Genomic DNA, 24,744 nt, shown 5'->3' on the forward strand with positions numbered 1-24,744 from the left:
GCGCTGGACCCCGAGTTGGTTGATGAGGTGCTGGAAGTCATTCTCTCGCTCTCGCGCGATGGCATGACCATGGTGATGGTCACACACGAAATGAGTTTCGCGGCGCAAGTGGCCAGCCGCATCGCCTTCATGGAAAAAGGCGAACTGGTGGCGGTTGGGACGGCCGATGAAATCATCCGGCGTCCTGCGCACCCGCGGATACAGACATTTCTGGCGCCGTGGGTGAGACGAAGTTTGCCGATCACCTGATATTGGGCTCAATCTGAAGCCCGGCGCGTTGCGCCACTCCCAAGTGCCGGCGATTGCCTCTGGTCAAGTGCGTTTGCACTTTGGTGCCGACATCGCGGTTCGACGGCTGATCCTTGGATGTTTGGCACCAGTGGCCGGTATCAGGAGGTCAATTTCAACTTCGGCAGGACCGCTTTCGCTGTACTGCAGGCGCTCAAGCGGGATCCGTTTACCGGCTGGGTTGGGCCCCCTTGCGGGTCGCCGTGACCGACCACTGACGGCGACTCCACGCGATCCAATTGGGTTTCCAGAAAGCTGCCGCTTTTTCAGGGCGAGTTTTCAAAAACAAAAAAGGACCAGCACCCTCGTCAGGCCAGGAATGCGGCCACCTGCCTCAGCACCTCGTCGTCCTTGAGGATCTTGCGGTGGCCCAGGCCTTCGGTGGCCAGCAGGCGCGCGCCGGCGATGGCTTCGGTATAGGCCACGCCGTCGGCGAAGCGGTTGATGCTGTCCTGCCGGTCATGCACCACCAGCGTGGGCAGGCTGATGCGTGGGCCGACCGCCGCGGGCTCGAACTGCGGCATCAAAATGCCTTCGCGCGCCTCGATGCGCCGTTGCATGGCCGCGCGCGTGGATTCGCGCAGGCCGAACACGTGCGCGAACAGCCGCGTGTATTCGAGCGGCGAGGCCGGCGGTGCCAGCAGCACCAGGCGGCCGGCCGCCAGCCCGCGGCTGGCCGCATACGCGCCGGCATTGGCCGCCAGCGAATGCGCCACTACCGCGCGCAGGGTGTGGCCCTGCTGCAGCAGCCGCGCCGTCACGTACTCGAGCACGCGCGCGAACTGCGGCAGGTTGGTGACCGAACCGCTGCTGCGCCCGTGCGCCGGCATTTCAATAATGACCGGCCGCAGGCCTTGCGCACTCAAGACCTCCGCCAGTGCCAGCATCTGTCCGGCATGCCCGCCCCAGCCGTGCACCAGCAGCACCACCGGGCCGGCCGGCGCGATGGGGCGGCTGTACATCGTCACGCTGGCGTCTTCAAAAGGCCATTGCTCAATGTGCCAGTCGGGGCTCCACTTTCTGCGGCGGCTCACCCACTTGGGCGGTAGCGGCGTGCCGAACAGGCGGTAAGCCGCGCGCACGGCCAGCGACGGCCACAGTTGCTGCGAAGCGCCCAGGCCCCAGCGGAAGATGCGCGTCAGGGGGCTGGCGTTGTAAAAGGCCGTGGTGGCCTGCAGGGAGGTGCGTGTCATGGCGGTTTCCTTTTTCTTCTGGATGTCAGTACCAGATCCAGTCTTCGTTGCTGCGCGGCAAACTGCGTAGCGAAGCCAGAACCGCCCTCACGGTGCGAACGCCAAGAAATACGCCTAAACCGATGATCAGGATCAACATGATTTCCTCATTTCTCCGCACAGTCGTGCGAAATTAAAAGTTACCCAAACACTGAAAAAAGCACTGCTGCCTCTTTCGCCTTGCCTTGTCTCTTATTTGTTGGTGATTGCCTCTGTCTGGTAGCTCTTGATCAGGCGCTCCCAGGATGCCTGAGCCCGTTCCGCCGCGCGTGGGTCGCGCAGAAAACGGGCATCGTGCAGCATCCCCATGGCAATGCTGCTGATTTCCATGACCAGCTGTTCCGCATCGGTGTCGGCCTTCAGTTGACCGGCCTCCATGGCCTGCAGCACGGTGCGCCGCAACGAGGCGCGCCAGCGGGTGACCTCGCCGAACAGCAGGTCGCGCAACTCGCCTTCCCGGTCGTCCAGCTCAAAGGCGCCCGCAGTGTAAATACAGCCCGACTTGGCCTCGACATCGCGCGTACGCACAATCCAGCGCTGCACGATGGTCTCCAGCCGCGGCAAGCCCTTGGGCTGCTGCATGGCGGGCACGAACACATCGGCAATGAAACGTCGGCCGAATTCTTCAATCACGGCCTTTTGCAAAGCCTCGCGCGAGCCGATGCGCGAAAACACGCCGCTCTTGGAAAGACCGATGCGGTCCGCCACTGCCTGCAAGGTGATAGCCTCCAGGCCGTCCGCCGCGGCCAGGTCAATGCCGGCGCCAATGATGGCGGCGCGGGTCATTTCGCTTTTCTGGGTTTTGGCGTCCATGGCGCGAATATTAGCACGATTGTGCGAAATGGCAATCCCGTCCTGGAATCTCGGTTTTTAGCCTTCTAGCAGGCTGCAATGCAGTCGATCTCAATGTCAAAGTGCCCTGGCCAGGCGGGCACGCAGACAAAAATCCGGGCCGGCGGGTCTTTGGGAAAGTACCGGGCGTAAATCGTATTGACTGCCGCGAACTTCTCGACCGAGGTGCAATAAACGTTGCACTTCAACACCTTGCCCAGCGAGGAGCCCGCCGTCTCCAGGCAAAGTTTCATCTGCTCCAGCACCAGCTCGGTCTGGCGTTCAAGGGAGGCATTGATGATGACTTCGCCCGTGGCCGGGTCAAACGGCGGCAGGCCGGAGACATAAACCGTGTCGCGATGGCGCGTCATCACCGAAGTGGGCGCCTTCCATCGCTCCAGCCAGGTGGAAAGGGGCTCGACGCGAATAACTTCTTTGGCCATGGCGGTGTTCCGGGTGGAGTTGCGGGTACTGCTGCCTTTGTACCCCGCAAGGGCACGGCCATGCTTCGCGACAGGACGAAGCATAGCTGCCGCTAACGGCGGCGCCTGGCAGGCGTGGCCGGCTTCTTGGGCAGCAGCCCCACAGCCGCCCTGGCCAGGGCGTCGGCTTCGCGGTTGCGGTGGCGTGGTATCCACACCAACCGCGCTGACGTGAAGGACCGCAACTCGGTACGCACCTCGTCAAACAGCGGGACCAGGCGTAAAAAGGGTTCGAGGGCGGTCCCGGACAGCTGTTTCACGACCACACTGTTGTCGCAATGAATCACCAGCGCGGCCGCGCCTCGCTGTTTGGCTTCCCGCAGCGCTGCCATCAGCGCGCGCAGTTCCGCCTCGTTGTTGCAGCCCCGCCCCTCGGCCAGGGCGGACAGCGAATGCCGCGTGCCGTCAGGCGCAGTGAGCACCGCGCCCAGGCCCATGCGGCCGGGGTTGGGCACGGCGCTGCCGTCGCAGTGGATCGTCCAGGCTTCTTCGGTCAATAAACAGTTCCAGGCGAATGGCGACATCCGCATGCCGCCGATTTTCATGGTCGGGTCCAGCAATATAAGCCACGGCCTTCACGCCTTTCGGTCAGCCTCCGCTCCGACTTGGTTTATGGTTGCGCCATGTTCCAGATACGCCACTACCAGAACTGGCTGCAGGCCACACGCGGCCTGTCCTTCGACAACTACGACGCGCTGTGGCGCTGGTCGGTCAGCGACCTCGACGCCTTCTGGCAAAGCATCTGGGATTACTTCGAGGTCCAGTCGCCCACGCCGCACACGGCCGTGCTGGGCCGGCGCACCATGCCCGGGGCTGAATGGTTTCCCGGCGCGCAGGGCAATTACGCGCAGCAGGTGTTCCGCCATGCGGCCGCGGCCGAAGCGGCGGGCGTGCCCGCCATCCTGAGCCACGGCGAAGCCAGCCTGGCGAAGGGCGAGGCGGCGCGCGAACTCGGCTGGGCCGAGATGCGCCGCCAGGCGGCCTCGCTGGCCCTGCACTTCCAGGCCCAGGGCGTGCAGCCCGGCGACCGCGTGGCCGCCTACCTGCCCAACACGCCCGAAACCATGGTTGCCTTTCTCGCCACGGTCAGCCTGGGCGCCGTCTGGAGCGTCTGCGCGCCCGACATGGGCACGCCCGCCGTGCTGGACCGCTTTCGCCAGATTGCGCCCAAGGTGCTGATCGCCTGCAACGGTGTGCATTACGGCGGGCGCGACATGGCGCGCGGCGAGGCAGTGGCCGAACTGGTTGCGGCCCTGCCCAGCGTCACGCATGTGCTCATTCACGAGATTCTTCCGGTCTCGGATGTGCCGGCATGCCACGCGAATTTCGCGCAGGCCGTCGCGCGCGACGACGCCCAGACCAAAGCCTTCGAGCCGCTGTGGTTGCCCTTCGACCACCCGCTGTGGATCGTCTATTCCAGCGGCACCACCGGCCTGCCCAAACCCATCGTCCACGGCCATGGCGGCGTGGCCTTGGTGGGGCTGGCGCTGCTGCGCCTGCACAACGACCTGGCACCCAGTTATGCCGACCCGGCCAATCCAGAACGCTTTCACTGGTACAGCTCCACCGGCTGGATCATGTGGAACGTACAGGCCGCCAGCCTGCTCAATGGCACCACCTGTTGCATCTACGACGGCAACCCGGCCGGCACGAACAAGGACAAGCCCGACTGGACCACCTTGTGGCGCTTTGTCGCGAACACCCGCGCGACCTTCTTCGGCGCGGGCGCGGCCTTCTTTGCCAACTGCATGAAGGCGGGTATTGACATTGCGCAATGCGGAGACCTGAGCCGGCTGCGCACCCTGGGAACCACCGGCTCCCCGCTGAGCGAGGACACACAGCGCTGGGGCACAGCGCAATTCGCAAAGATTGGAAACCCCGACATCTGGTGGTGCAATATTTCAGGCGGCACGGACTTCGCTGGCGCTTTCATTGGCGGCAACCGCGAGCTGCCCGTCGTCCCCGGCGAAATGCAATGCCGCATCCTCGGCTGCGCCGTCGAGGCCTGGAACGACAAGGGCGAATCCGTCGTCGATGAGGTCGGCGAGCTGGTCTGCACGCAGCCGCTGCCGTCCATGCCGCTCTACTTCGTCGGCGACAAAGACAATCAGCGCTACCTCGCAAGCTACTTCGACACCTACCCCGGTGTCTGGCGGCATGGCGACTGGCTCAAGGTCACGCCCTCGGGCAGCTGCATCATCTACGGCCGCAGCGACGCCACCATCAACCGCCACGGCCTGCGCATGGGCACCAGCGAGCTCTACAGCGCCATCGAGGCGCTGCCCGAGGTGCTGGACTCCATGGTGGTCGACCTCGAATACCTGGGCCGCGAAAGTTATATGCCGCTCTTCGTTGTGCTGCGTCCCGGCCAGGCACTGGATGAGGCGATGAAGGCCAAACTCAACCAGGCCGTCAAGACCGCGCTGTCGCCGCGCTTTGTGCCAAACGAGATCTTTGCCGTGCCCGAAATTCCGCGCACGCTCTCCGGCAAGAAGCAGGAGCTGCCGATCAAGAAGCTGCTGCTGGGCCAGCCGCTCGAGAAAGTGCTGAACCGCGATGCGATGGCCAACCCCGCTTGCCTGGACTGGTATGTGGCCTTTGCGCGCCAGCGTGCCGGGAAGCCGTCAAACCCGCTGGCGTAGCCACAGCGCCAGGTCCGTCATGACCCGCAGGCCTACCGGCGACACCGCCGTGAAATGAATACAGGCATGAATCGCCTCCGGGTAGTGCCGGTGCGCCACCTGCACGCCGGCCGAGGCCACGCGCTGTGCGAGGGCGTGGCCTTCGTCGCGCAGCGGGTCATGGCCCATGGTGGCCACCCAGGTGGCGGGAAGGCTGGCCAGGCCGCCTGAGTCCAGCAAGGCAAAGTCGGGGTGCTTGTCCGCATCGGGCTGCTTGCCGAGGTAGCTGGCCATAAACCACCGCATCACGTCCATGGTGAGAAATTTGCCTTCGTTCTCCGGGTAGGAGGCGCTGGGCTGGCTGGGGTGCTGCGCCACCGGGTAGATCAGGCCCAGGGCACGGACGGCCCTTGCGTTGACGCGGCGCGCTGCGACCAGCACGAGTTGCGCGCCGGCGCTGTCGCCGGCCACCGCGATGCGGCCGGCGTCGCCGCCCAGCGCGGCGGGGTTCGTGAGCACCCAGCGCAAGGCGGCCTCGACGTCGTCCGGCGCGGCGGGAAAGGGATGTTCGGGCGCCAGCCGGTAGTCCACCGCCACGACCAGCATGCCGCTGTGGTGGCACAGCGTGCGGCAGACCTTGTCATGGGTCTCCAGGTCGCCTATGACAAAACCGCCGCCATGTGCGTAGAGCAGCACGGGCCAGGGGCCTGGGGCGTCGGGGCTGTATGTGCGCAGGCACAGCGGGCCGCCCGGTCCGGGGAAGCTGATGTCTTTCACCTTCCCGATGGCCGGGGCCGGCAGGCCCAATGTGTCGGCAAGTTCGCGGTAAACCTGCCGCGCGATGGCCGGCGGCAGGCTTTCCAGCGGCGGGTTGCCCTGCGCGGCGGCCTGGGCCAGAAAGCCGGCCAGGCCAGGGTCCATATCGGCCGTCTCCAGCACCGGCTTCACAACAGAATTCATTCGAGAGTCTCCTCGTGGGTGGGTCATGTGGTCATCTAATTAATTTGCCGTCGCGCGCGCGCATGCCGATCTCGACATGGTCCGATGCGTGGTGCCGCTCCCGGCCGAACGAGAGCCTGAAGCCGCCCAGGTCCAGTGCGCCAAGGCTTTCAATCGCCTCGCCGAGGCGCTGGCCGTCGGCGCGCGGGCCGGCACGGCGCAAGGCTTCGGTGCAGACACGCAGGTTCAGGTAGGACTCCAGGCCTTCGAAGGTCATCGCCTCGGGGCCGATGAAATCGTCGGCATCGCGCTCGAGTTCACGCACGATGGGAAGGCGTGCCACCTCGGGATTCGGCACCACGCTGGTGTAGCCCACCAGCCGGTTGCGAAACAGCCGTGTCAGCTGCGTGAGCCCCGCCGTCGACAAAGTGGCGACGGTCGACGGCACGCTGTCATAGGCCGAGGCCGGAAGCCGGCCCAGCGCATCCAGCACTTCGTTGCCCAGGTTGAGGACCAGGGCTTGCGGCGCAGCCCTGGCCACGTCGCGGAAAGCCGCTTCGATGGACGCCAGCCGTGCGTCGGCGGTGATGCGCGTGACTTGCCGGCCGTCGCGTTGCAAGGCCGCCACCAGCGCCGCCGTGCGCGCCGGTTCGGAATCGTCGGCGAGTACCGCCACGCGGGTGACGCCGATGGATGCCAGCTGGCGCGCCAGCGCCTCGGCCTCCCGCGCGTCGTCCGGCCGCAGGCTGAAAACATGGCGGACATCGGGAGCACGCAAAGCCGACGCGCCCGACATCGGGCCGACCAGCGGCACGCGAAGTTCGCGCGTGGCCTGGGCGGCTTCAAGGCAGGCCCGCTCGCCCAGGCAATTGGCGATCAGCACCGCCTTGTGCCGGCTCACCAGGGTGCGCAGGTTGGCCGCCACGCGCCGGGGGTCGCCGCCGTCGTCCAGCGTCACCAGCTCGACGGGGCGTCCGGCAATTCCGCCCGACGCGTTGACGCGCTCCACATGCGCGCGGGCGCCGGCGAGCACGCGGTTGGCGACCGGAAAACCCGCGCCGGTGAGCGGCAGCGACTGGCCGATGACGATGGGTTCTGGCGCGGCCTGGCCTGCCGTGCAAGCGCACAGCAGCATCGCCGCGGCAATGAGTGCGCGCGCGCTCATACCAGCGCGCTTGCGCCCTTGGGCACGGGGCTCGCGGCATCCACGGCCGGCCGCAGCAGGAAGTAGCCCAGCGCCGGCAACAGGACCAGCGCCCCCACCATGTTCCACACAAACATGAAGGCCAGCAGGATGCCCATGTCGGCCTGAAACTTGATCGGCGAGAAAGCCCAGGTGCCGACGGCCAGCGCCAGCGTGATACCGGTGAGCAGCACGACGCGGCCGGTGAACTGCAGCGCATGGTGGTAGGCCTCGGACAGGCTGGCGCCTTCCCGCATGCGGGCCAGCGTGATGCTGAGCACATACAGCGCGTAGTCCACGCCTATGCCCACGCCCAGCGCGATCACCGGCAGCGTGGCGACCTTCACCCCCATGCCCAGGCCCACCATCAGCGCTTCGCACAGGATCGAGGTCAGCACCAGCGGCAGCACCGCCACCACCACCGCGCGCCAGGAGCGGAAAGTGATCCAGCACAGAATTACCACCGCCGCATACACCCACAGCAGCATCTCGCGCATGGCCTTGCCCACCACGATGTTGGTGGCCGCGTCTATGCCGGCGCTGCCCGCCGCCAGCTTGAAGCTGACGTCGGGCGTGTTGTTGAAGGCCGCGAAGCGCTCCACGTCGGCCACCACGCGCGCCAGGGTTTCGGCTTTGTGGTCTTTCAGGTAGACGTAGAGCGCGAGGAATGAGCAGCTCTGGTTGAAGAGCTCGCGCGGCGCGCGCGTCTGCACGCCGCCCAGGGCGCCTTCGTTGGGCAGCAGTTCAAACCACTTGAAGTTGCCCTCGTTGTAGCCCACCATGGCCAGCTTGGACAGCGCGGCCATGGAGTTGGTGGATTCCACCCCGGGCAGCTGCTCCAGCTGCCAGGCCAGGGCGTCCACCTTGGCCAGCGTGCCATAGGCCGTGCACTTATCCGCGGGCGTGGTCACCATCACGGTCAGGATGTCGGCGCTGGCCGCGTAGTGGGCGATCTGGTAGGCGTTGTCCTGGTTGTAGCGCGAGCCGGGGCGCAGCTCGGAGGCGCCTGGGTCCAGGTCTCCGATCTTCAGATGCAGGCTGATGGCATAGCCACCCGCGGCCATCAGGGTGGCAACGATCACCGCCGCTGTAGCCCAGCGCTTCTGCGTGAAATGGTCCAGCAAGGCCCACAGCCATGAACGTTGCGTCCCTTGCGGTGTTTCCTGGCGCAGGCTGCGCGCGGCGGCGGCGGGCGCCACACCCACATAGGACAGCAGGATGGGCAGCAGCACGAGGTTGGTGAAGATCAGAACCGCCACGCCTATGCTGGCGATCAGGGCCAGGTCCTGGATGACCTTGATCTGGATGATGACCAGCACCGCGAAGCCCACGGCATCGCAGAGCAGCGCGGTCAGGCCTGCGACAAACAGGCGCCGGAAGGTGTAGCGCGCGGCCACGACACGGTGCGTGCCGCGGCCTATGTCCTGCATGATGCCGTTCATCTTCTGCGCGCCGTGGCTCATGCCGATGGCGAACACCAGGAAAGGCACCAGCACCGAATAGGGGTCGAGCTCGTAGCCCAGCAGCGCCAGCAGGCCGAACTGCCAGACCACCGCCACCAGCGAACAGGCCACCACCAGCGCGGTGCTGCGCTTGCAGCGCGTGTAGCCGAACAGCACCACCGTGGTGATGGCCAGGGCCAGCAGAAAAAACAGCAGCACCTGGTGCAGTCCTTCGATCAGGTCGCCCGCGACCTTGGCGAAGCCGGTCACGCGGACCTGCAGCGTGTCGCTGCCGTATTTGGCGCGCAGGACTTCGATCTGCCGGGACAACTCGCCGTAATCCAGCGCCTGTCCGGTTTCGGGGTTGCGGTCCAGCAGGGGAACAAACACGATGCTGGACTTGAAGTCGCCCGCGACCAGCTGGCCGATCTCGCCCGAACGCTCGACGTTGGCACGCAAGCCGGCCAGGCTGGCGGGCGAGCCGTCGTAGGCGTCGGGGATCACCGACCCGCCGTCCAGGCCTTCTTCGGTCACGGCCACCCAGCGGGTGTTGGAGGTCCACAGCGACTTCATGAAAGGGCGGTCCACGCCGGGCAGCAGGAAGATCTCGTCATTGATCTTCTGCAGTGCGTCGAGATAGGCCTTGTCGAAGATCGTGCCCTGCCGGGCCTGCACCACCAGCCGCAGCGCATTGGCCTGGCCGCCCAGGTCGCTCTTGTGCGCCAGGTAGTTGACGATGTAGGGATGGCCCGTCGGAATGGTTTTTTCAAAACTCGCGTTCAGACGCAACTTGGTAGCCTGCCAGCCCAGCAACAGGGTGAGCAGCACGCACACCGCCATGACCCAGGGCCGGTGGTTAAAAAAAGCGCGCTCAAGCAGCGTGCCCGAGCGCGTGTCGAAATCTTCAAGCCGCGCGACAACGGGTTGGGTGGAGGAGGATGAATCGGCGTGCATAAAGTCTTGCCGCGTGCGCGGCGCTGGTCTCCGGGTGGTTCTCTTCTTTTTTTCTTTTAGCTGGCGGGCAGTTCCACACGCCGCATGCCGCGCAGGCTCGCCAGCACCAGGCTGCCGTCGGCCGCCAGGGCGGCGCCGGAAACCGGAACCGCTTCACGCGCCGGGATGCGCCGCAGGGCGGGCCCGTCCGCGCCGCCCACCAGGGCGTCGCCCGCCTGGCTTACCAGCACAAAGCCGCCGTCCGGCAAAGCCATGCCGGCCCCGATCGCCATGGGCAGGCCGGTGTCCAGCTTGTCCCAGTGCAGGCCTTCATCGGCGGAGCGATACGCCGAGCCGCGCAGGCCGTAGGCCACCAGCGCGCCGCCGCGTGTTTGCAGCAGGCCGAAAAAACTGCCCTTGTAGGGCGACGCGAGCGCGCTGAAGCTGGCGCCGCCGTCGGTGGAACGCAGCAGCAGGCCTTGTTCGCCGGCGATCACCAGCATGCGGCCGCGCGCGCGCACGCCGTACAGGTGCAGGTTCTTGGCGTTCGGCAGCCGCGGCCCCAGGGCCGTCCAGCTCTTGCCACCGTCCGTGGTGGCGAACATCAGGTTGTAGGCGCCGACGGCAAAGCCGCGCAGGGCGTCGATGAATTCGAGGTCAAAAAAAGGTTTGTCCGCGCCTTCTTCCACCAGGCGCTGCGCCTGCGCCATGGCACCGGCATCGCCTGAACGCTCCGCAGCCTGCTTCACGAGTTTGGCCGCCTGCACGCCGTCGAGCTGCTTGTGCCAGCTGGCGCCGCCATCCACGCTGCGAAGGATCACGCCCAGGTGTCCCGCAGTCCAGCCGGTGCGCGCGTCGGCAAAACACACGGCCGTCAAAGTGGCTTGCACCGGAACCTGCGCCTGCCGCCAGCTTGCGCCATGGTCGTCCGACAGCAGCACCGTGCCGCGCTCGCCGACGGCCACCAGCCGGTCACCGGCCCGTGCCACGGCCAGCGTGGCCGCGCCCAAGGCCTTGGGTGTGAGCAGCGCGGCTTGCGACAGCACCGCCGGCACATTGGCTGCCCAGGCGGGCAGCGCGGCAATCCCGCCCAGCCCCGCCAGGACGGCTTGCCGTCGGGTGACTCCAGCCATCAGCGCGCGCCTTCGCTGGCGAGGGACTCGGCGCTGAAGAAGGAGCGCGGAATCGGCGGCTGCATTTCGTACTGCTTGGGCAGTTCGTTGGAGGCCATGTTCAGGTAGTAGGCGCCGGTCTGCATGTCATAACCGCCCCACAGCACGATGTTGGTCACCGCCGGAATGTCGGGCGCCGTCAGCATCAGCGCGTAGTTGGTGCGCCAGAGCTGGCCTTTGGCGTCCCAGCCGTCGAACAGCGCGATCTGCCAGGAGTCCTCGTCGATGTAGTACTTGCGCTTGGGCACCACGTGGCGCTTGCCGGCCGCCAGCGTGGCCTCGACTTCCCACACGCGGTGCAGTTCCCAGCGCACCTGCGCGGGGTTCAGCGTGTTGGGCGTCACCAGGTCTTCGATCTTCGCGGAGGCGGCGCGGTTGTTGTTGTAGGGGATGTAGATTTCTTTCTTGCCGACCAGCTTGAGCTCGTGCTTGTCGATGGGGCCGAACAGCGTGAACGCTTCGTCGAACAGGCCAATGCCGGAAGTCACCGAGTCGGGCGTGTCATAGGCCACGGAAGGCGCTTTGCGCACGCGGCGCTGGCCCACCAGGTATTGCCACAGCCCGCGCGGCGCGGCTTCCGAAACGCCGTCGAGCGCCAGGATGGCCTCGCCGGCCTTGGAGCCCGGCGCGTTGACCACCAGCTTGCCGTACTGGTAGTAGCCGTCGAACTTCTCGGCGCTGCCGTCCTTGTCGTAGAAGGCCTGGCGTATGGTCTGCGTGCCGCCGGAGGCCATGGTGCGTTTGCCGTCGGAGGTCACCACCCACACACGCATCGGCATGGCGAAGTTGCCGCCGCGCCAGGCCGTGCGCTGGTTCCACATGGCTTCATAGCCGTCCTTGGGAATCGGGAACGGCGTGCCGCCGAAAGCGCCTTCCATGCCGTAGCCGCCTTCGATGGTCTTGGCCCGCGTGGCATTCTTGAAGGTGTTGTCGTACACCGACTGCGGCGCCGCCGCGGTGCGGTGCGTGGGATAGACATCGATGCGGAAGTCGGGGTACTTCTTCATCAGCGCCTGCACGCCGTCGGTCAGCTTGTCGGCGTGCTGCGCCATGTTTTTGGCGTTGATCGACAGGAGGGGTTTTTCGTTGGGATACAGGTCGGGCCGCGCATCGCCGTTCTTGTAGCCCGGCGCGGCCTTGGCCAGGCCGCCTTCCCAGGGCGGGATGCTGCCGTCCTTGTTGCCGGCTTTCTCGGCGCCCATGGGCGTCAGCGAGGATTTGAGTTTGGCGGCCTCTTCGGCGGTGACGGCGGCCTGGGCGGACATGGCGCCGGCCAGCAGGGCGGCCACGAGCCATGAATGTTTTGCGGTGTGCATCATGATGGTTGTCTCTGTAATGTTTTTCAGAAAGTGCGTGAAGCGGTGAAGGAAACGTAGTTGCGGTCTTTCAGGCTCTGCCCATAGGACAGCATGCGGGTCGGGGTGCTGGGGTCGGTGACGGTCAGGGTGTTTTCCTTGCCGAAGAAGGCGGTGTAGTTCAGGGCGAAGTTCCAGACGTTCTGGTATTTGCCTTTGATGCCTATGCTCACGTCGCCCGCGTTGCTGGCGCCGCCGGCGAAGTTGATGACGGCTGAGGAGCGGCCGCCGAAGTTGTAGCCCAGGCCCAGCGGGATGGACAGGTCCAGGCCCGGCAGCACCTGGAAGTACTGCGGCTCGAAGATCATGCGAAAGGCCGCGGCGTCACGCGTGGCGTTGGGGTCCAGCCCGCCGAAGCCGACAGCGCTGGGGTTTTTGCTCACGCTCAGCAGCCGGTTCCAAGCCAGTTCCGCCACCAGGGCGCCGCCGTCCCACAAGCCGGACTTGTTGAGCACATAGATGCCCGACAGATTCACGTGCGCCGTCCTGCCGATGGCGTAGCAGGGGTTGGAAGACGAGCCGTCGCAGTTGGCCGGCGGCATAAAGGGCGCGCCGCCCAGCACGGCCGGATCGCTGGCCAGCGGCGCGTTGCTGCGCAGCGAGCCTTCGAGCGCCCAGTTGAGCTGCCCTATCGACGAGGTGACGCTGGCGCCCACGGTCTTGATGCCCTTGGCATAGACGTTGTGCACATTGCCGTTGATCAGGTCGAACACCGGGACGGCCGGGGTCTTGTCGTTGTAGCGCGCCGCGTACAGGCCGAACTCGTAGTTGCCGCCGGCCGGCGCCCAGCGCAGCTGCGCGCCGAACTGACCGCTGTCGCCCGGCTTCTGGTCGCGGCTGGTGTCGGTGGGCAGCACCGGCCCGCCGAGGTAGACGCGGCCGCCGCCTATGTAGTCCTGGTTGGAGAAATAGCTGCCGACGCCGGGGATCTTGCTGGGCCGCCACTTGAGCTGGTAGTAGCCGCCCAGCGTCACGCCCTCGGCCACCTGCAGCGTGCCGGAGATTTGTTCCACCGGCAGCAGCACTTCCTTGAACTGCCAGTTCGGCACCGAGACGATTTTTGCGATGTCCACCGGGCCCTGCGCGTTGGCGATGCCGTTCTGGCCGAAGAACACGCTCTCGCCGTACTGCAGCGCGTGTTTGCCGACGCGTATCGAGGCCGGCATGCTGCCGAGGGATCCCTTGCCCCAGACAAAGGCGTCGAGGAATTCGTCGCCGCGGCCGTGCTGGTCCCGCGTCGCGGGGACGAACTGGTTGGCGGGCTGGCCGGCGAAGTTGCTGACGCCGGCCGTGCCGTCGTTGGCGTTGGCGCGCAGGTATTGCGAGTCGTACCAGGCGGAGTGGCTGACGCGCAGGCCCCAGTTGCTGCGGTTGTAGTCGAACTCGGTCAGCAGGTCGGCGCGGTTGGAGATCAGGCCCTTCTTGAAGTTGAGGTCGCCGTCGTTCTCGTTGGTGACGCCGCCGTCGCCGCGGGCGGCCGGCGAGGTGAGCAGCGCGGACGGGTCTTTCATCCGCCAGGCCAGGCTGTACTTGGGTGTGAAGTCCAGCCGGATCTTGGTGTCGGGGTCGCTGGATTCCAGCTCGAAGGCATGGGCCTGCAGCATGCAGGCCAGGCAACTCAGCGCCAGCGTGCTGAGCCTGAAGGGGGTGAATAGTTTTGTCATGGTTTTTGTCTCCTCGTTATGTGTCGTGTTTGTCGTGGGTTGGGGATGGATGCCCTCGCATCCTTGGCGTGCCGTCGCTAGAGGTAGTCAGATATAGGTGGAGGCCAGGCCGCCGTCGACCGGAATGTTGGCACCGCTGACCCAGCGCGCGGCGTCGCTGCACAGCCAGGCGATGACGGGTGCGATCTCGTCGGCAAAGCCGGGGCGCAGCATGCGGTGGGCATCGGCCTGGACGCGTTCCTGGCCCAGCATGGCGACGAAGTCGCCCAGGATGGGCGTGAACACCGGGCCGGGCGCCACGCAGTTCATGCGCACGCCTTTGCCCAGGAACCACTCCTGCGACTGCACGGCATTCCAGACGATCAGGGCTTCCTTGAAATACTGGTAGCAGGTCGCCTGCGGCACCGGGTGGCTGCGCAGCCACGCCGCGCCGGCTTCAAACCCTTTGGCGGCCGCCAACTCCTTGTGCTGGGCCAGCCGCTGCGGCCATTCGGCGCCCAATATGGACGCCACGTTGACGATGCTGGCGCCGCGCGGCATGCGCGCCAGCACCTTTTCCGTCAGGTGCCGCAGGCCCAGGTAGTTCACGCGGGCCACCAGCTCGCCGTCAGCCGTGCCGGGTACGCCGGCGATGTTGCACAGGGCATCGACCTGGGCCGGCAATTGGGCCACGGCGGCGTCTATCGCCGCGGCGGTGCCGAGGTCGGCCTTGATGAAGCCGTCCAGCGTGAGGCTGGGATCGTTGCGGTCCATGCCGATGACCGTCGCGCCCTGGAAGCGCGCCAGCCTGGCGACCTCGGCGCCTATGCCGGACGAGGTGCCGGTGATGACAATGGTTTTGCCTTGCAGGCTCATAAAGCCTCCCGGGTGTGCGGATTCATGAAAGGTCTCCTTGAAGTGGTGAGGGGCTGAACGTCTGGTTCAGAACGGGAACATGGGCGCGGTGTCCTTGACGGTCATCCACTGCCATTGCGTGTATTCCTCCCAGTCGGACGGGCCGCCCACGCTGCTGCCGTTGCCCGCGATGCCGGGGCCGCCGAAGGGATTGACGCAGTCGTCGTTGACGGTCTGGTCGTTGATGTGGACCATGCCGGCCTTGAGCTGCTGCCCCACCGCCATGGCGCGGCCCACCGAACGGGAGATGACGGCGCAGGCCAGGCTGCCGCTGTTGTTGTTGGCCAGCGCGACCGCTTCCTCGTCGCTGCCGAAGGTGACGATGTTGGCCACCGGGCCGAAAGTCTCTTCGTCGAACACGCGCATGCCGGGCTTCACGCCCGACAGCACCGTCGGCTTGTAGAACAGGCCGTCGTAGCTTCCGCCGGCTTCCAGCTTCGCGCCGGCCTTGATGCTGTCCTGCACGATGGCGTGCACGCGGTCACGCTGGCGCGCATCGATCAGCGGCCCAAGCGCGACCTGGCCGGTGGCGCCGTCGCCGACCGGCAGGTGCGTGGCCTTGGCAACCAGGCGCTGCAGCAGCGGGGCCGCGATGCTCTGGTGCACCAGGATGCGGTTGGCGGCCATGCAGATCTGGCCCTGGTGCAGGTAGGCGGCCCAGGCGGCGTTGCTCGCGGCGATGTCCAGGTCGGCATCGTCCAGGATGATCAGCGAGTTCGCGCCGCCGAGTTCCAGCGACACCTTCTTGAGGTGCTTGCCCGCCAGCTCGCCGATGCGCCGGCCCACCGCGGGCGAGCCGGTGAAGGCGATCATGGGCACCCGCGGGTCGGTGACCAGGGCTTCACCGGCTTCGGCGTCGCCGGGCAACACATGCAGCAAATCCCTGGGCAGGCCCGCTTCCGCAAAAATGCGCGCGATCATCAGGCCGCCGGTCACCGGTGTGCGGGTGTCGGGTTTGATGACCACGGCATTGCCCGCGGCCAGCGCCGGCGCCACCGCGCGCAACGTCAGGATCAGCGGAAAGTTGAAGGGCGAGATGACACCCACCACTCCATGCGGCACGCGGCGGGCGATGCTGGTGCGCCCCGGCACGCTGGGCAGCACATGGCCCTGGGGCTGCAGCGGCATGGCGGCGGCCAGGTGGCAGATGGTGATGGCTTCACGAATCTCGTGCTGCCCCTTGGGCAATATGCCGCCGGTCTCCCGCGTGGCATACAGCGCGAGTTCGTCGAAGTGCTGCTGGAACAGCGCGCCGGCGCGGCGGAAGACGTCGGCCCTTTCACGCGGGGGCAGGGCGGCCCAGGGCTTTTGCGCGGTGGCCGCCGCCCGCGTGGCCGCGGCCACGTCCGCCGCGTTGGCGATGCCCACCGTGCACATCACCTTGCCGGTCGCCGGTTCGACCACGTCGCGCTTCCCGCCGCCCAGCGGCGCTTGCGCCAGCGCGGAAAAATCCAGAAATGCCATCGCGTCGGATACACCCATTTGCTTTTGTCCTTACGGTTGTTTGATCAGCTCGCCACATCGGCGCGTCGTGCTCCTGTATCGCAATGCATGTACCAGCGCCGCGCGCAAAGGCCCGCTTGCTGCGCTGCACCCAAAGCTTTTTCACTGGGAAAACCGGGACATACCCTAGGTGTGTTTGCTGCGGCGCAGCACATGGAAATCCCCCATGTTTTCTTGATCAACTAGTTATAAAGTTGAATCAAATTTCACCAATTGATCAAATCCATCAAATCGAGGAGCAAGGCCATGCGCGTATCCGATCGCATTTCCCTGGCCGAAGTGGCCCGCGCCACCGGGGTCGCGCTGGGCAGCTTCGACAGCGCGTCGGTGGCCAAGGCCCTGGGCGGGTTTGCCAGCACGCACATAGGCGGCGACACGCACCCGACGATCGCCGACATCAGCGAATGCCTGTTCTTTTCACCGGGCGACGGGCGCATCTGGCTGCAGGACCAGCGCATGGTGCTGCTGCACACCGAGGCGCTGGGGTCCATGCGCCGCGAAATGATCGACAGCCTGGGCATCGAAAAAGCCCGCGGCCTGTTCACCCGCGCCGGTTACGTCAGCGGCGCCCGCGATGCCCAGCTGGTGCGCAAGCACTGGCCCGACGCCGACCCGCCGGCGGCCGCCATGGCCGGCACGCGCCTGCACGCGCTCGAGGGCGTAGTGAAGGTGGAGCTGGTCAGCGTGACCTACGACCCGGACACCAGCGGCTATGAGGGCGAATTCATCTGGCACAACTCCAGCGAGGACGATGAACACATCGCCGCCTACGGCATAGGCGGCTCCCCGGCCTGCTGGATGCAGGTGGGCTATGCCACGGGCTATGTCAGCACGCTGTTCGGCCGCCTCATCGTTTTCCGGGAAACCATGTGCCGGTCCATGGGCCAGGCGCAATGCCGGGTGGTCGGCAAGTCCGCCGACAAGTGGGACAACATTGAAGAAGACATGCGCTACCTGAACGCCCGGGAGTTTGTCGACACCGCGGCCTATGCACGCAGCGAAGCGGGGCCGGCCGACCTGGCGACCAGCGACGTGCCGGCCGGCGACGCGATGGTGGGGGCCTCATCCGCCTTCAACGCGGCCTGCCACCAGCTGAGCCGGGTGGCACGCACCACCGCCACCGTGCTGTTCACGGGGGAGTCGGGTGTGGGCAAAGAAAAGTTCGCCAGCATGCTGCACAGGATCAGCCCGCGCAAAGACCAGCCGTTTATCGCGGTGAACTGCGCGGCCATCCCGGAAACCCTGATCGAGTCCGAGCTGTTCGGCGTGGAGCGCGGCGCCTACACCGGGGCCAGCCATTCGCGGCCGGGCCGCTTTGAGCGGGCCAGCGGCGGCACCCTGTTCCTGGACGAAATCGGCATGCTGAGTTTTGTGGCCCAGGGCAAGCTGCTGCGCGCCCTGCAGGAGGGCGAGGTCGAGCGCGTGGGCGGCACGCGCGGCATCGCGGTCGACGTGCGTGTGGTGGCCGCCACCAATGAGGATTTGCGCCAGGCCGTGCGCGAAGGCCGGTTCCGCGAAGACCTGTTCTTCCGGCTCAATGTGTTCCCCATCCATCTGCCGCCGCTGCGCGAACGGCGCGACGACATTCCCCTGCTGATGAACCATTTCCTGAACCACTACCGGCGCAAGCACGGCTGCAACACCGGCGGCTTCACGCAGGCCTCGGTGCGCACGCTGCTGAACTACGGTTTTCCCGGCAACATACGTGAATTGCAAAACCTGATCGAGCGCGCCGTGATCATGGCCGATGCCGACGGCTTGATCGACGTGCACCACCTGTTTACCGGCGGCGAGACCCTGAGCACCGAGGTCATGACCTTGCGGCTGCAGGGCAGTTCAGGCACCTTGAACTTCGATGGGGCACAGGCCTGCGCGAATCCCGTGCCAGCGGGCGCCACCGGCACGCCGCAGTCCCTGGAGCAAACCGAGCGCGACACGCTGGAACACGCCATCTCCGCCTGCCAGGGAAATCTTTCGGCGGCGGCGCGGCGGCTCAACACCACGCGCGCGAAGCTGGCCTACCGGGCCAGGAAGCACAGCCTGATTTGAGCTGCTTGCGGCGCCGTGGATCAAACCGCCGGCGCCAGCGCCCCCAGGTAAGCCCTGACCTTCTCGTCGCGCGCCAGCGTATCGAAGTCCGGCGCTTCACTGATCGCGCCCTTCTGCACAAAGATAAAGCGCTCGCAGCATTGCCGCAGGATGTCGACGTGGTAGGGCTCGTTCGGGTGCAGGCATAAAAACACCAGCCGGCCGTTGGCCTTGAGTTTGGCGAAGAAGTCCAGCATGAAGCCGATGTAGCCGTCCTGCGTGTTGAACTGTGGCTCATCGAACAGGTGCACCAGCGGCGAATCGCTTTGCGCGTGCGCCAGCATGAAGTCGGGCTTGGTCTTCTGGAAGGACCGTACCTGGTAGGACTGGTGGTAGTGGATCGCCAGCCGGTCACGCTCACGCGTGCGCACCTGGTGGATGTCCTGGCCGTTGACGAGCACGCGGCCCGCGCTCGGCAGGTTGCTGCCGGTGATCAGCTCGAACAGCGTGGTCTTGCCCGAACCGTTGGGGCCCATGACGCCGACCACGCAGGGCTTGTGCACCTCGAAATCGGCGTTCAATGAAAAAGTCGTGGTCTTGCGGAAGACGCCGCGCTGGTATTGCTTGGCGACGTTTTCAACGCGTAACAGTGGATGGAGTGGATGGCTCATGCGGGTCAGACTCCCAAAAGCTGCCGGCACAAGGCGGCGTCGTTGCGCAGGTCGGCCGCGGGGCCCTCGTGGACGATCACGCCCTGGTTCATCACATAGGCGCGGTCGGCCACCTGCAGCGCGCTTTGCACGTTCTGCTCGACCACCAGCACCGCGATGCCTTCGGCCTTGAGCCGGCTGATGGTCTTCATCACGTCCTGCACCACCTTGGGCGCCAGGCCCTGGCTGGGCTCGTCGAAGAGCACCAGGCCGGGCGAGCCCAGCAGGGCGCGCGAGATCGCCACCATCTGCATCTCGCCGCCCGAGAGATTTTCGCACTCGCGGTGCATCAGGTACTCGAGCGCGCTGAAGATCTCAAAACACTCTTTCTCGTGCCAGGACCGGAAGCGCGTGGCCTTGCGCGCGATGGCGAGGTTGCGCGCCACCGTCAGCGTCGGGAAGATGCGCCTGTCGTCGGGCACCCAGCCCATGCCGGCCTTGGCGATCTCGTGCGTGGGCATGCGTGTGATGTCGCGCGCATCAAACGCGATGCTTCCCTTGCGCGGCGGCGTCAGGCCCAGGATGGAGCGTAGCAGCGTGGTCTTGCCCGCGCCGTTGGGGCCCAGCAGCGCCACCACCTCGCCGGCGCCGACTTTGAGCGACACGTCGAACAGCACCTGCGTTTCGCCATAAAAGGTGTCGATACGATCCACAGTCAGCATGTCCGCCTGGGTCGCCGGCTTCAGCACCGCGCTCATGCCAGCGCTCCCAGGTTGGAGCGGCGCACCCATTCGTTTTGCCGCAGCTGGTCGGGCGTGCCCTGGCTGATGACCTGGCCCCAGTGGATGACCGAGATCTGATCGGCGAGTTTGAAAAGAAAGTTCATGTCGTGTTCGATGATCACAATCGTGAGCTGGCGCTTGAGTTCTTTCACCAGCTCCATCAGGCGCGCCGTGCCTTCGGCGCCCAGGCCGGCGGTGGGCTCGTCGAGGAAGAGCATGCGCGGCTCGGCCGCCAGCGCGACGCCGATCTCCAGCGCGCGGCGTTCGCCGTAAGACAGGCTGCTGGCCAGCGTGCGCTCCTTGCCCTTGAGGCCCACGCGTTCGAGGATGGCCGCGGCCAGCTGCAGCGCCGTGCTGTCGGCGCCCAGGTCGCGCCAGGGGTTGAAGCCCTGCCTGCGCACATGCGGCGTGGCCACCAGCACGTTGTCGAGCGCGGTGTAGCTGTCGAACAAATTCATGATCTGGAAGGAGCGCGACACCCCCTTGCGCGCGATCTCGCGCGGCGACAGGCCGGTGATGTCCTCGCCGGCAAAGGTCACGCGGCCGCGATCCGGCTTGTAGCGGCCGGTCAGTACGTTGAAGCAGGTGGTCTTGCCCGCGCCGTTGGGGCCCATGATGCCGTTGAGCTGGCCCTCCTCGAAGCTGAGCGTGATGTCTTGCAGCACCACCTGGGCGCCAAAACGTTTGGAAAGGCCGCTGGCCTCGAAGAGCTTCACAGCGCACCTCCCGCGTGCACCGGTTTGGCTGGTGCGTTGCGCCGCGGCCTGGCCTTCCAGGCCTGCCATGCGCCGGCGACGCCTTCGGGCTTGAACAGCACCATGGCCATGAAGATCAGGCCGTACCAGAGCAGCCAGGTTTCGGTGTAGGCGCCGAGCAGGTCGCGCGCCAGGATAAAGAAGGTCGCGCCTATGACGGGGCCCCAGAAGCTCACCAGCCCGCCGCCTATCAACACCATCATCACGACAAAACCCGAGTTGTGCAGGCTCATGACATTGGGGTAGGCCGACTGCTGCGCCATGGCGAACAGCGCACCGGCCAGGCCCGCCACCGCGGTGGAGATCGTGAAGGCCAGCCATTTGTAGAGCCAGACGTTGTAGCCCACAAAGGCCGCGCGCATTTCGTTCTGCTTGATGGCGCTGAAGATGCGGCCCAGCGGCGAATGGATCAGGCGCCACAGGCCCAGCAGCACCAGCGCGAACAGCGCCAGGCAAAAGAAAAAGAGGGCGTTGTTACCCGAAAGGTTGAAAGACACAAAACCGAAATCGGCCGGCAGGCGCTTGATGTTGAGCAGCCCGTCTTCACCGCCCGTGACGGTATGCCATTTGTTGGCGATGAACCAGAACACCTGGCCGAAGGCGATGGTGAGCAGCGCGTAATAAATGCCGCGCCGGTGCGAGATGAACAGCGCCACCAGAGCGCCCAGCGCCGCCGTGACCAGCACCGCGCCGGCCAGGTCGAACCACAGGTTGGGCCAGACCTTGAGCTGCAGCAGGCCGAAGGCGTAGGCGCCCGTGCCGAAGAAGGCGCCGTGCCCGAAGGAGGGCAGTCCGGTGAAGCCCAGCAACAGGTTGTAGCCCAGTGCGAACAGCACCCAGATCATGATTTCCAGGGCCAGGTATTGGTACAGCCCGACGCGGCCCACCCACAGCGGTGTGGACAGCAGCACCAGCAGGGTTGCGAGCATCGGCAGGGGAATCAGCGGCGCGCGGCCGGAGGCGAGTTGCATGGGGACCTTGTCTCTTCGTTTGTTCTGGGTGAATGGGTACAGGAATAAGGCGCTGGAAAAGAAAAGCTGAAGAAGGGCTGGACAGAACAGAATATACGTTCTATTATTTAAACAAGCAAGAACATTTATTCTAATTTGATGCGACGCAGGCCCGGCCCGTCCATCGCATTCCCCGAGGCGGCAACGACATATGGACTCTGCAACGACTTACGAAGAACTCAAGGCGCTGATTGGCCGGACTTACCCGGACATGTCCAAGCAGCTGCAGCGCATCGCGCGCTTCGCGCTCGAGCAGCCCAACGACCTGGCCCTGGGCACGGTGGCAACGGTGGCCGAGGCCACCGAGGTGCAGCCTTCGGCCATGATCCGCTTCGCCAACGCGCTGGGCTATGGTGGTTTTTCCGAAATGCAGCAGGTGTTCCGCGGCCACTTGCTGGAGCGTTCCGACAGCTACCGCGAACGCATAGACCAGCTGCGCCGCAAGCAGCTCAACGGCGAGCGCGCGCCGGCCGGTGTGCTGCACCAGCTGGTGGGCGAATCGGTGGCCGAGCTCGGCCACCTCGAAGAAACCATCGCCCAGGCCGACCTCAAAGCGGCCGTGAAACTCATGGCCTCGGCGCCGCGCATCCATGTGCTGGCCCAGCGCCGCGCTTTTCCGGTGGCGGGTTACCTGGCTTATGCACTGAGCCAGCTTGAACTGCGCACGCACCTGCTCGACGGCACCGGCGGCATGCTGCGCGAAAGCCTGCGCTCCATCGCGCCCGGCGACGTGCTGATCGCCGCGAGCTTTCGCAACTACTCGCCCGAGGTCATCGAGGCTGCCGCCGTCGCCGCCAAACTGGGCGCCTCGGTGATCGCCATCACCGACGGCCCGATTTCGCCGCTCAAGGCGCATGCCAAGGTCTGCCTGGAGCTGGCCGACGATTCCTCCAAGCCCTTCCGTTCGCTGGTCGCGCCGCTGTGCCTGGCGCAGGCGCTGGTGGTCAGCACCGGGCACCAGCTGGCCGAGCAGGGCGCCGCGAAAACCAGAACCAAGCCGGTAGCAGCCAAGGCCGCGCGCAAGGGGGCCGCATGAATCGTCCGCTGGATTTGATCTGCATGGGCCGCGCCGCCGTCGACCTGTATGGCGAACAAATCGGCGGCCGGCTGGAAGACATGCAGAGCTTCAGCAAATACCTGGGCGGCTCACCCGCCAACACCGCCGTGGGCGTGGCGCGCCTGGGCCTCAAGCCGGCCATGCTGACCCGCGTGGGCGACGAGCACAACGGCCGCTTTGTGCGTGAAACCCTGGCGGCCGAGGGCGTGGACGTGAGCCACGTGGGCACCGACCCCAAGCGCCTGACCGCGCTGGTCTTCCTGGGCATCCAGGACCGCGACACCTTCCCGCTGGTTTTTTACCGCGACAACTGCGCCGACATGGCGATCAGCCCGGACGATTTCGACGCGGCCTTTATCGCCTCGTCCAAGGCGCTGCTGATTTCCGGGACCCACCTGTCGCAGCCGCTGACGTACGAAAGCTGCACCCGCGCCATGGCGCTGGCCAAGGCCGCGGGCACACGCGTGGTGCTGGACATCGACTACCGACCCGTGCTCTGGGGCCTGACCAGCCCAGGCATGGGCGAGCAGCGCTTCGTGCCTTCGGGCGAGGTCAGCGCGCACCTGCAAACCATCATCGGCCAATGCGACCTGGTGGTCGGCACCGAGGAAGAAATCCATATCGCCGGCGGCAGCACCGACACGCTGGCCGCCCTGCGCCGCCTGCGCGAACTGACGGCCGGTACGCTGGTCGTCAAGCGCGGCCCCATGGGCTGCGTGGTGTTCGACGGCGCGATTCCCGATTCGCTTGAGCAAGGCCTGCAAGGTCCGGGCTTTCCGGTCGACGTCTACAACGTGCTGGGTGCGGGCGATGCCTTTATGTCGGGTTTTCTGCGCGGCTGGATTCCGGGCGAGCCGCTCACGCGCTGCTGCGCCTATGCCAATGCCTGCGGTGCATTGGTCGTGTCGCGCCACGGCTGCGCGCCGGCCATGGCGAGCTGGGAAGAGCTGCAGTTCTTCCTGGCACATGGCTCGGCCACGCGCCGCCTGCGCGAAGACGCGCAACTCGAACACCTGCACCGCGCCAGCACGCGCACGCGCCGCTGGGAAGAACTGGTCATCCTGGCCTTCGACCACCGCATGCAGCTCGAAGAGATTGCCGCGCGCCACGGCGCGGGCAAGGAACGCATCCCGGTCTTTAAATCCCTGATCGCCGAAGGCGCCCGCCGCGGTGCCGGCCAGCGCGCCGGTGTGGGCGTGATCGTCGACGGGCGTTTCGGCGAAGACGTGCTTCCTTCGGTCACCGGCAAGGGCTGGTGGGTGGCGCGGCCGGTCGAGCTGCCGGGCTCGCGCCCGCTGCAGTTCGAAGCCGGCGCCGGCCTGGGCGCGGCGATGCGCACCTGGCCCGGCGAGCACGTCGCCAAGTGCCTGGTGTACTACCACCCGCACGACACGCCAGCCCTGCGCGAAAGCCAGCTGGCGAAACTGGCCGACCTGCAGCGCGCCAGCGTCGACAGCTTTCACGAATTCCTCATCGAGGTCATTCCGCCCAAGGACATGCCCTCCGACGACGACACCGTGCCGCTGGCGCTGGAGCAGATTTACCAGGCCGGCATCTTCCCCGACTGGTGGAAGCTGCCGCCCGCCGCCAGCGCGGCCGCCTGGGAAAAGATCGCCACGGTGATCCACCAGCATGACACGCATTGCCGCGGCGTGCTGGTGCTGGGCCTGGAAGCCAGCGAGGAAAAACTAGCCCAGAGCTTTCGCATCGCGGCGCCGCACGCGATCTGCCGCGGCTTCGCGGTGGGGCGTTCGATTTTTGCCGATGCCGCAAACGGCTGGTTCTCGGGTGCCATGGACAACGCGGCGGTCGTGAAAGACATTGCCGAGCGTTATGCGCGGCTGATCGTGCTGTGGGACCAGGCGCGGGCGGGAAAACGAAGCGGCGCTTCAGCCGGTGCGGCTGAAGCCGTGAACTGAAAAC

At 66.1% G+C, this 24,744-nt stretch carries 20 protein-coding genes and 1 pseudogene; 5 read left to right on the plus strand and 16 right to left on the minus strand.

The window, feature by feature from the left end:
• Positions 1-249: pseudogene (locus AC1D0P_RS02195) on the plus strand (amino acid ABC transporter ATP-binding protein); the annotation flags it as partial.
• Between the two features lie 347 nt (positions 250-596).
• Here the strand turns inward: AC1D0P_RS02195 and AC1D0P_RS02200 are convergent.
• From AC1D0P_RS02200 to AC1D0P_RS02215, 4 genes are all read right to left on the minus strand, one after another.
• On the minus strand, positions 597-1,481 hold the full coding sequence (locus AC1D0P_RS02200) for an alpha/beta hydrolase (RefSeq protein ID WP_477675181.1): 885 nt from the start codon (positions 1,479-1,481) through the stop codon (positions 597-599).
• A gap of 231 nt (positions 1,482-1,712) precedes the next feature.
• Complete coding sequence (locus AC1D0P_RS02205; RefSeq protein WP_477675182.1) at positions 1,713-2,333, minus strand: TetR/AcrR family transcriptional regulator; 621 nt, start codon at positions 2,331-2,333, stop codon at positions 1,713-1,715.
• 65 nt (positions 2,334-2,398) lie between these two features.
• Positions 2,399-2,794 carry a RidA family protein gene (locus AC1D0P_RS02210; protein ID WP_477675183.1) on the minus strand — a complete coding sequence of 132 codons (396 nt, stop codon included), beginning with the start codon at positions 2,792-2,794 and terminating at the stop codon, positions 2,399-2,401.
• 92 nt (positions 2,795-2,886) lie between these two features.
• Positions 2,887-3,357, minus strand: coding sequence for a ribonuclease HI family protein (locus tag AC1D0P_RS02215; RefSeq protein WP_477675206.1), 471 nt, complete (start codon positions 3,355-3,357; stop codon positions 2,887-2,889).
• A 99-nt stretch (positions 3,358-3,456) separates the two neighbouring features.
• Here AC1D0P_RS02215 and AC1D0P_RS02220 point away from each other — a divergent pair, with 99 nt between their 5' ends.
• Positions 3,457-5,475, plus strand: coding sequence for an acetoacetate--CoA ligase (locus tag AC1D0P_RS02220; RefSeq protein ID WP_477675184.1), 2,019 nt, complete (start codon positions 3,457-3,459; stop codon positions 5,473-5,475).
• Here the strand turns inward: AC1D0P_RS02220 and AC1D0P_RS02225 are convergent.
• From AC1D0P_RS02225 to AC1D0P_RS02260, 8 genes are all read right to left on the minus strand, one after another.
• A complete protein-coding gene (locus tag AC1D0P_RS02225; protein ID WP_477675185.1) occupies positions 5,458-6,414 on the minus strand; it encodes an alpha/beta hydrolase in 957 nt (318 codons plus the stop codon). The two genes, AC1D0P_RS02220 and AC1D0P_RS02225, sit on opposite strands and share 18 nt — an antisense overlap.
• Before the next feature lie 31 nt (positions 6,415-6,445).
• Positions 6,446-7,558, minus strand: coding sequence for an ABC transporter substrate-binding protein (locus AC1D0P_RS02230; RefSeq protein ID WP_477675186.1), 1,113 nt, complete (start codon positions 7,556-7,558; stop codon positions 6,446-6,448).
• Complete coding sequence (locus tag AC1D0P_RS02235; protein ID WP_477675187.1) at positions 7,555-9,972, minus strand: efflux RND transporter permease subunit; 2,418 nt, start codon at positions 9,970-9,972, stop codon at positions 7,555-7,557. The genes AC1D0P_RS02230 and AC1D0P_RS02235 overlap by 4 nt, the downstream gene beginning before the upstream one ends.
• 56 nt (positions 9,973-10,028) lie before the next feature.
• Positions 10,029-11,084 (minus strand): WD40/YVTN/BNR-like repeat-containing protein, encoded by a 1,056-nt coding sequence (locus AC1D0P_RS02240; protein ID WP_477675188.1) that lies wholly within the window; start codon positions 11,082-11,084, stop codon positions 10,029-10,031.
• Entirely contained in the window at positions 11,084-12,442 is a 1,359-nt protein-coding gene (locus AC1D0P_RS02245) for a DUF1329 domain-containing protein (protein WP_477675189.1), read from the minus strand. Before AC1D0P_RS02245 ends, AC1D0P_RS02240 begins: the two co-directional genes overlap by 1 nt.
• 23 nt (positions 12,443-12,465) lie before the next feature.
• Positions 12,466-14,142, minus strand: a complete 1,677-nt coding sequence (locus AC1D0P_RS02250; RefSeq protein ID WP_477675190.1) for a DUF1302 domain-containing protein — start codon at positions 14,140-14,142, stop codon at positions 12,466-12,468.
• 87 nt (positions 14,143-14,229) lie between these two features.
• On the minus strand, positions 14,230-14,997 hold the full coding sequence (locus AC1D0P_RS02255) for a coniferyl-alcohol dehydrogenase (protein ID WP_477675191.1): 768 nt from the start codon (positions 14,995-14,997) through the stop codon (positions 14,230-14,232).
• Positions 14,998-15,063: 66 nt separating this feature from the next.
• The gene (locus AC1D0P_RS02260; protein ID WP_477675192.1) at positions 15,064-16,518 is read right to left on the minus strand and encodes a benzaldehyde dehydrogenase; all 1,455 of its coding nucleotides are present in this window, start codon (positions 16,516-16,518) and stop codon (positions 15,064-15,066) included.
• Positions 16,519-16,785: 267 nt separating this feature from the next.
• Between AC1D0P_RS02260 and AC1D0P_RS02265 the strand changes: the two genes are divergently transcribed.
• On the plus strand, positions 16,786-18,588 hold the full coding sequence (locus AC1D0P_RS02265) for a sigma 54-interacting transcriptional regulator (RefSeq protein ID WP_477675193.1): 1,803 nt from the start codon (positions 16,786-16,788) through the stop codon (positions 18,586-18,588).
• 20 nt (positions 18,589-18,608) lie between these two features.
• Here AC1D0P_RS02265 and AC1D0P_RS02270 read toward each other — a convergent pair whose 3' ends face one another.
• The 4 genes from AC1D0P_RS02270 to AC1D0P_RS02285 are packed head-to-tail and all read right to left on the minus strand — an operon-like array spanning position 18,609 to position 21,725.
• Positions 18,609-19,238, minus strand: coding sequence for an ATP-binding cassette domain-containing protein (locus AC1D0P_RS02270; protein ID WP_477675194.1), 630 nt, complete (start codon positions 19,236-19,238; stop codon positions 18,609-18,611).
• Positions 19,239-19,243: 5 nt separating this feature from the next.
• Positions 19,244-19,975: an ABC transporter ATP-binding protein gene (locus AC1D0P_RS02275; protein ID WP_477675195.1), complete on the minus strand. Its 732-nt coding sequence runs from the start codon at positions 19,973-19,975 to the stop codon at positions 19,244-19,246.
• Positions 19,972-20,715: an ABC transporter ATP-binding protein gene (locus tag AC1D0P_RS02280; protein WP_477675196.1), complete on the minus strand. Its 744-nt coding sequence runs from the start codon at positions 20,713-20,715 to the stop codon at positions 19,972-19,974. The genes AC1D0P_RS02275 and AC1D0P_RS02280 overlap by 4 nt, the downstream gene beginning before the upstream one ends.
• Positions 20,712-21,725: a branched-chain amino acid ABC transporter permease gene (locus tag AC1D0P_RS02285; RefSeq protein ID WP_477675197.1), complete on the minus strand. Its 1,014-nt coding sequence runs from the start codon at positions 21,723-21,725 to the stop codon at positions 20,712-20,714. Before AC1D0P_RS02285 ends, AC1D0P_RS02280 begins: the two co-directional genes overlap by 4 nt.
• Before the next feature lie 190 nt (positions 21,726-21,915).
• Here AC1D0P_RS02285 and AC1D0P_RS02290 point away from each other — a divergent pair, with 190 nt between their 5' ends.
• Both AC1D0P_RS02290 and AC1D0P_RS02295 read left to right on the plus strand, forming a co-directional pair.
• On the plus strand, positions 21,916-22,800 hold the full coding sequence (locus tag AC1D0P_RS02290; RefSeq protein WP_477675198.1) for a MurR/RpiR family transcriptional regulator: 885 nt from the start codon (positions 21,916-21,918) through the stop codon (positions 22,798-22,800).
• Positions 22,797-24,740 carry a bifunctional 5-dehydro-2-deoxygluconokinase/5-dehydro-2-deoxyphosphogluconate aldolase gene (locus tag AC1D0P_RS02295; RefSeq protein ID WP_477675199.1) on the plus strand — a complete coding sequence of 648 codons (1,944 nt, stop codon included), beginning with the start codon at positions 22,797-22,799 and terminating at the stop codon, positions 24,738-24,740. Before AC1D0P_RS02290 ends, AC1D0P_RS02295 begins: the two co-directional genes overlap by 4 nt.
• The last annotated feature ends 4 nt before the right edge of the window (positions 24,741-24,744 follow it).

The organism is Polaromonas sp. P1_G2, from assembly GCF_056405515.1.

Coding starts and splice junctions, on each gene's coding strand:
- AC1D0P_RS02200 (WP_477675181.1), bottom strand. CDS start 1,481: ATGACACGCACCTCCCTGCAGGCCACCACGGCCTTTTACAACGCCAGC.
- AC1D0P_RS02205 (WP_477675182.1), bottom strand. CDS start 2,333: ATGGACGCCAAAACCCAGAAAAGCGAAATGACCCGCGCCGCCATCATT.
- AC1D0P_RS02210 (WP_477675183.1), bottom strand. CDS start 2,794: ATGGCCAAAGAAGTTATTCGCGTCGAGCCCCTTTCCACCTGGCTGGAG.
- AC1D0P_RS02215 (WP_477675206.1), bottom strand. CDS start 3,357: ATGTCGCCATTCGCCTGGAACTGTTTATTGACCGAAGAAGCCTGGACG.
- AC1D0P_RS02220 (WP_477675184.1), top strand. CDS start 3,457: ATGTTCCAGATACGCCACTACCAGAACTGGCTGCAGGCCACACGCGGC.
- AC1D0P_RS02225 (WP_477675185.1), bottom strand. CDS start 6,414: ATGAATTCTGTTGTGAAGCCGGTGCTGGAGACGGCCGATATGGACCCT.
- AC1D0P_RS02230 (WP_477675186.1), bottom strand. CDS start 7,558: ATGAGCGCGCGCGCACTCATTGCCGCGGCGATGCTGCTGTGCGCTTGC.
- AC1D0P_RS02235 (WP_477675187.1), bottom strand. CDS start 9,972: ATGCACGCCGATTCATCCTCCTCCACCCAACCCGTTGTCGCGCGGCTT.
- AC1D0P_RS02240 (WP_477675188.1), bottom strand. CDS start 11,084: ATGGCTGGAGTCACCCGACGGCAAGCCGTCCTGGCGGGGCTGGGCGGG.
- AC1D0P_RS02245 (WP_477675189.1), bottom strand. CDS start 12,442: ATGATGCACACCGCAAAACATTCATGGCTCGTGGCCGCCCTGCTGGCC.
- AC1D0P_RS02250 (WP_477675190.1), bottom strand. CDS start 14,142: ATGACAAAACTATTCACCCCCTTCAGGCTCAGCACGCTGGCGCTGAGT.
- AC1D0P_RS02255 (WP_477675191.1), bottom strand. CDS start 14,997: ATGAGCCTGCAAGGCAAAACCATTGTCATCACCGGCACCTCGTCCGGC.
- AC1D0P_RS02260 (WP_477675192.1), bottom strand. CDS start 16,518: ATGGGTGTATCCGACGCGATGGCATTTCTGGATTTTTCCGCGCTGGCG.
- AC1D0P_RS02265 (WP_477675193.1), top strand. CDS start 16,786: ATGCGCGTATCCGATCGCATTTCCCTGGCCGAAGTGGCCCGCGCCACC.
- AC1D0P_RS02270 (WP_477675194.1), bottom strand. CDS start 19,238: ATGAGCCATCCACTCCATCCACTGTTACGCGTTGAAAACGTCGCCAAG.
- AC1D0P_RS02275 (WP_477675195.1), bottom strand. CDS start 19,975: ATGAGCGCGGTGCTGAAGCCGGCGACCCAGGCGGACATGCTGACTGTG.
- AC1D0P_RS02285 (WP_477675197.1), bottom strand. CDS start 21,725: ATGCAACTCGCCTCCGGCCGCGCGCCGCTGATTCCCCTGCCGATGCTC.
- AC1D0P_RS02290 (WP_477675198.1), top strand. CDS start 21,916: ATGGACTCTGCAACGACTTACGAAGAACTCAAGGCGCTGATTGGCCGG.
- AC1D0P_RS02295 (WP_477675199.1), top strand. CDS start 22,797: ATGAATCGTCCGCTGGATTTGATCTGCATGGGCCGCGCCGCCGTCGAC.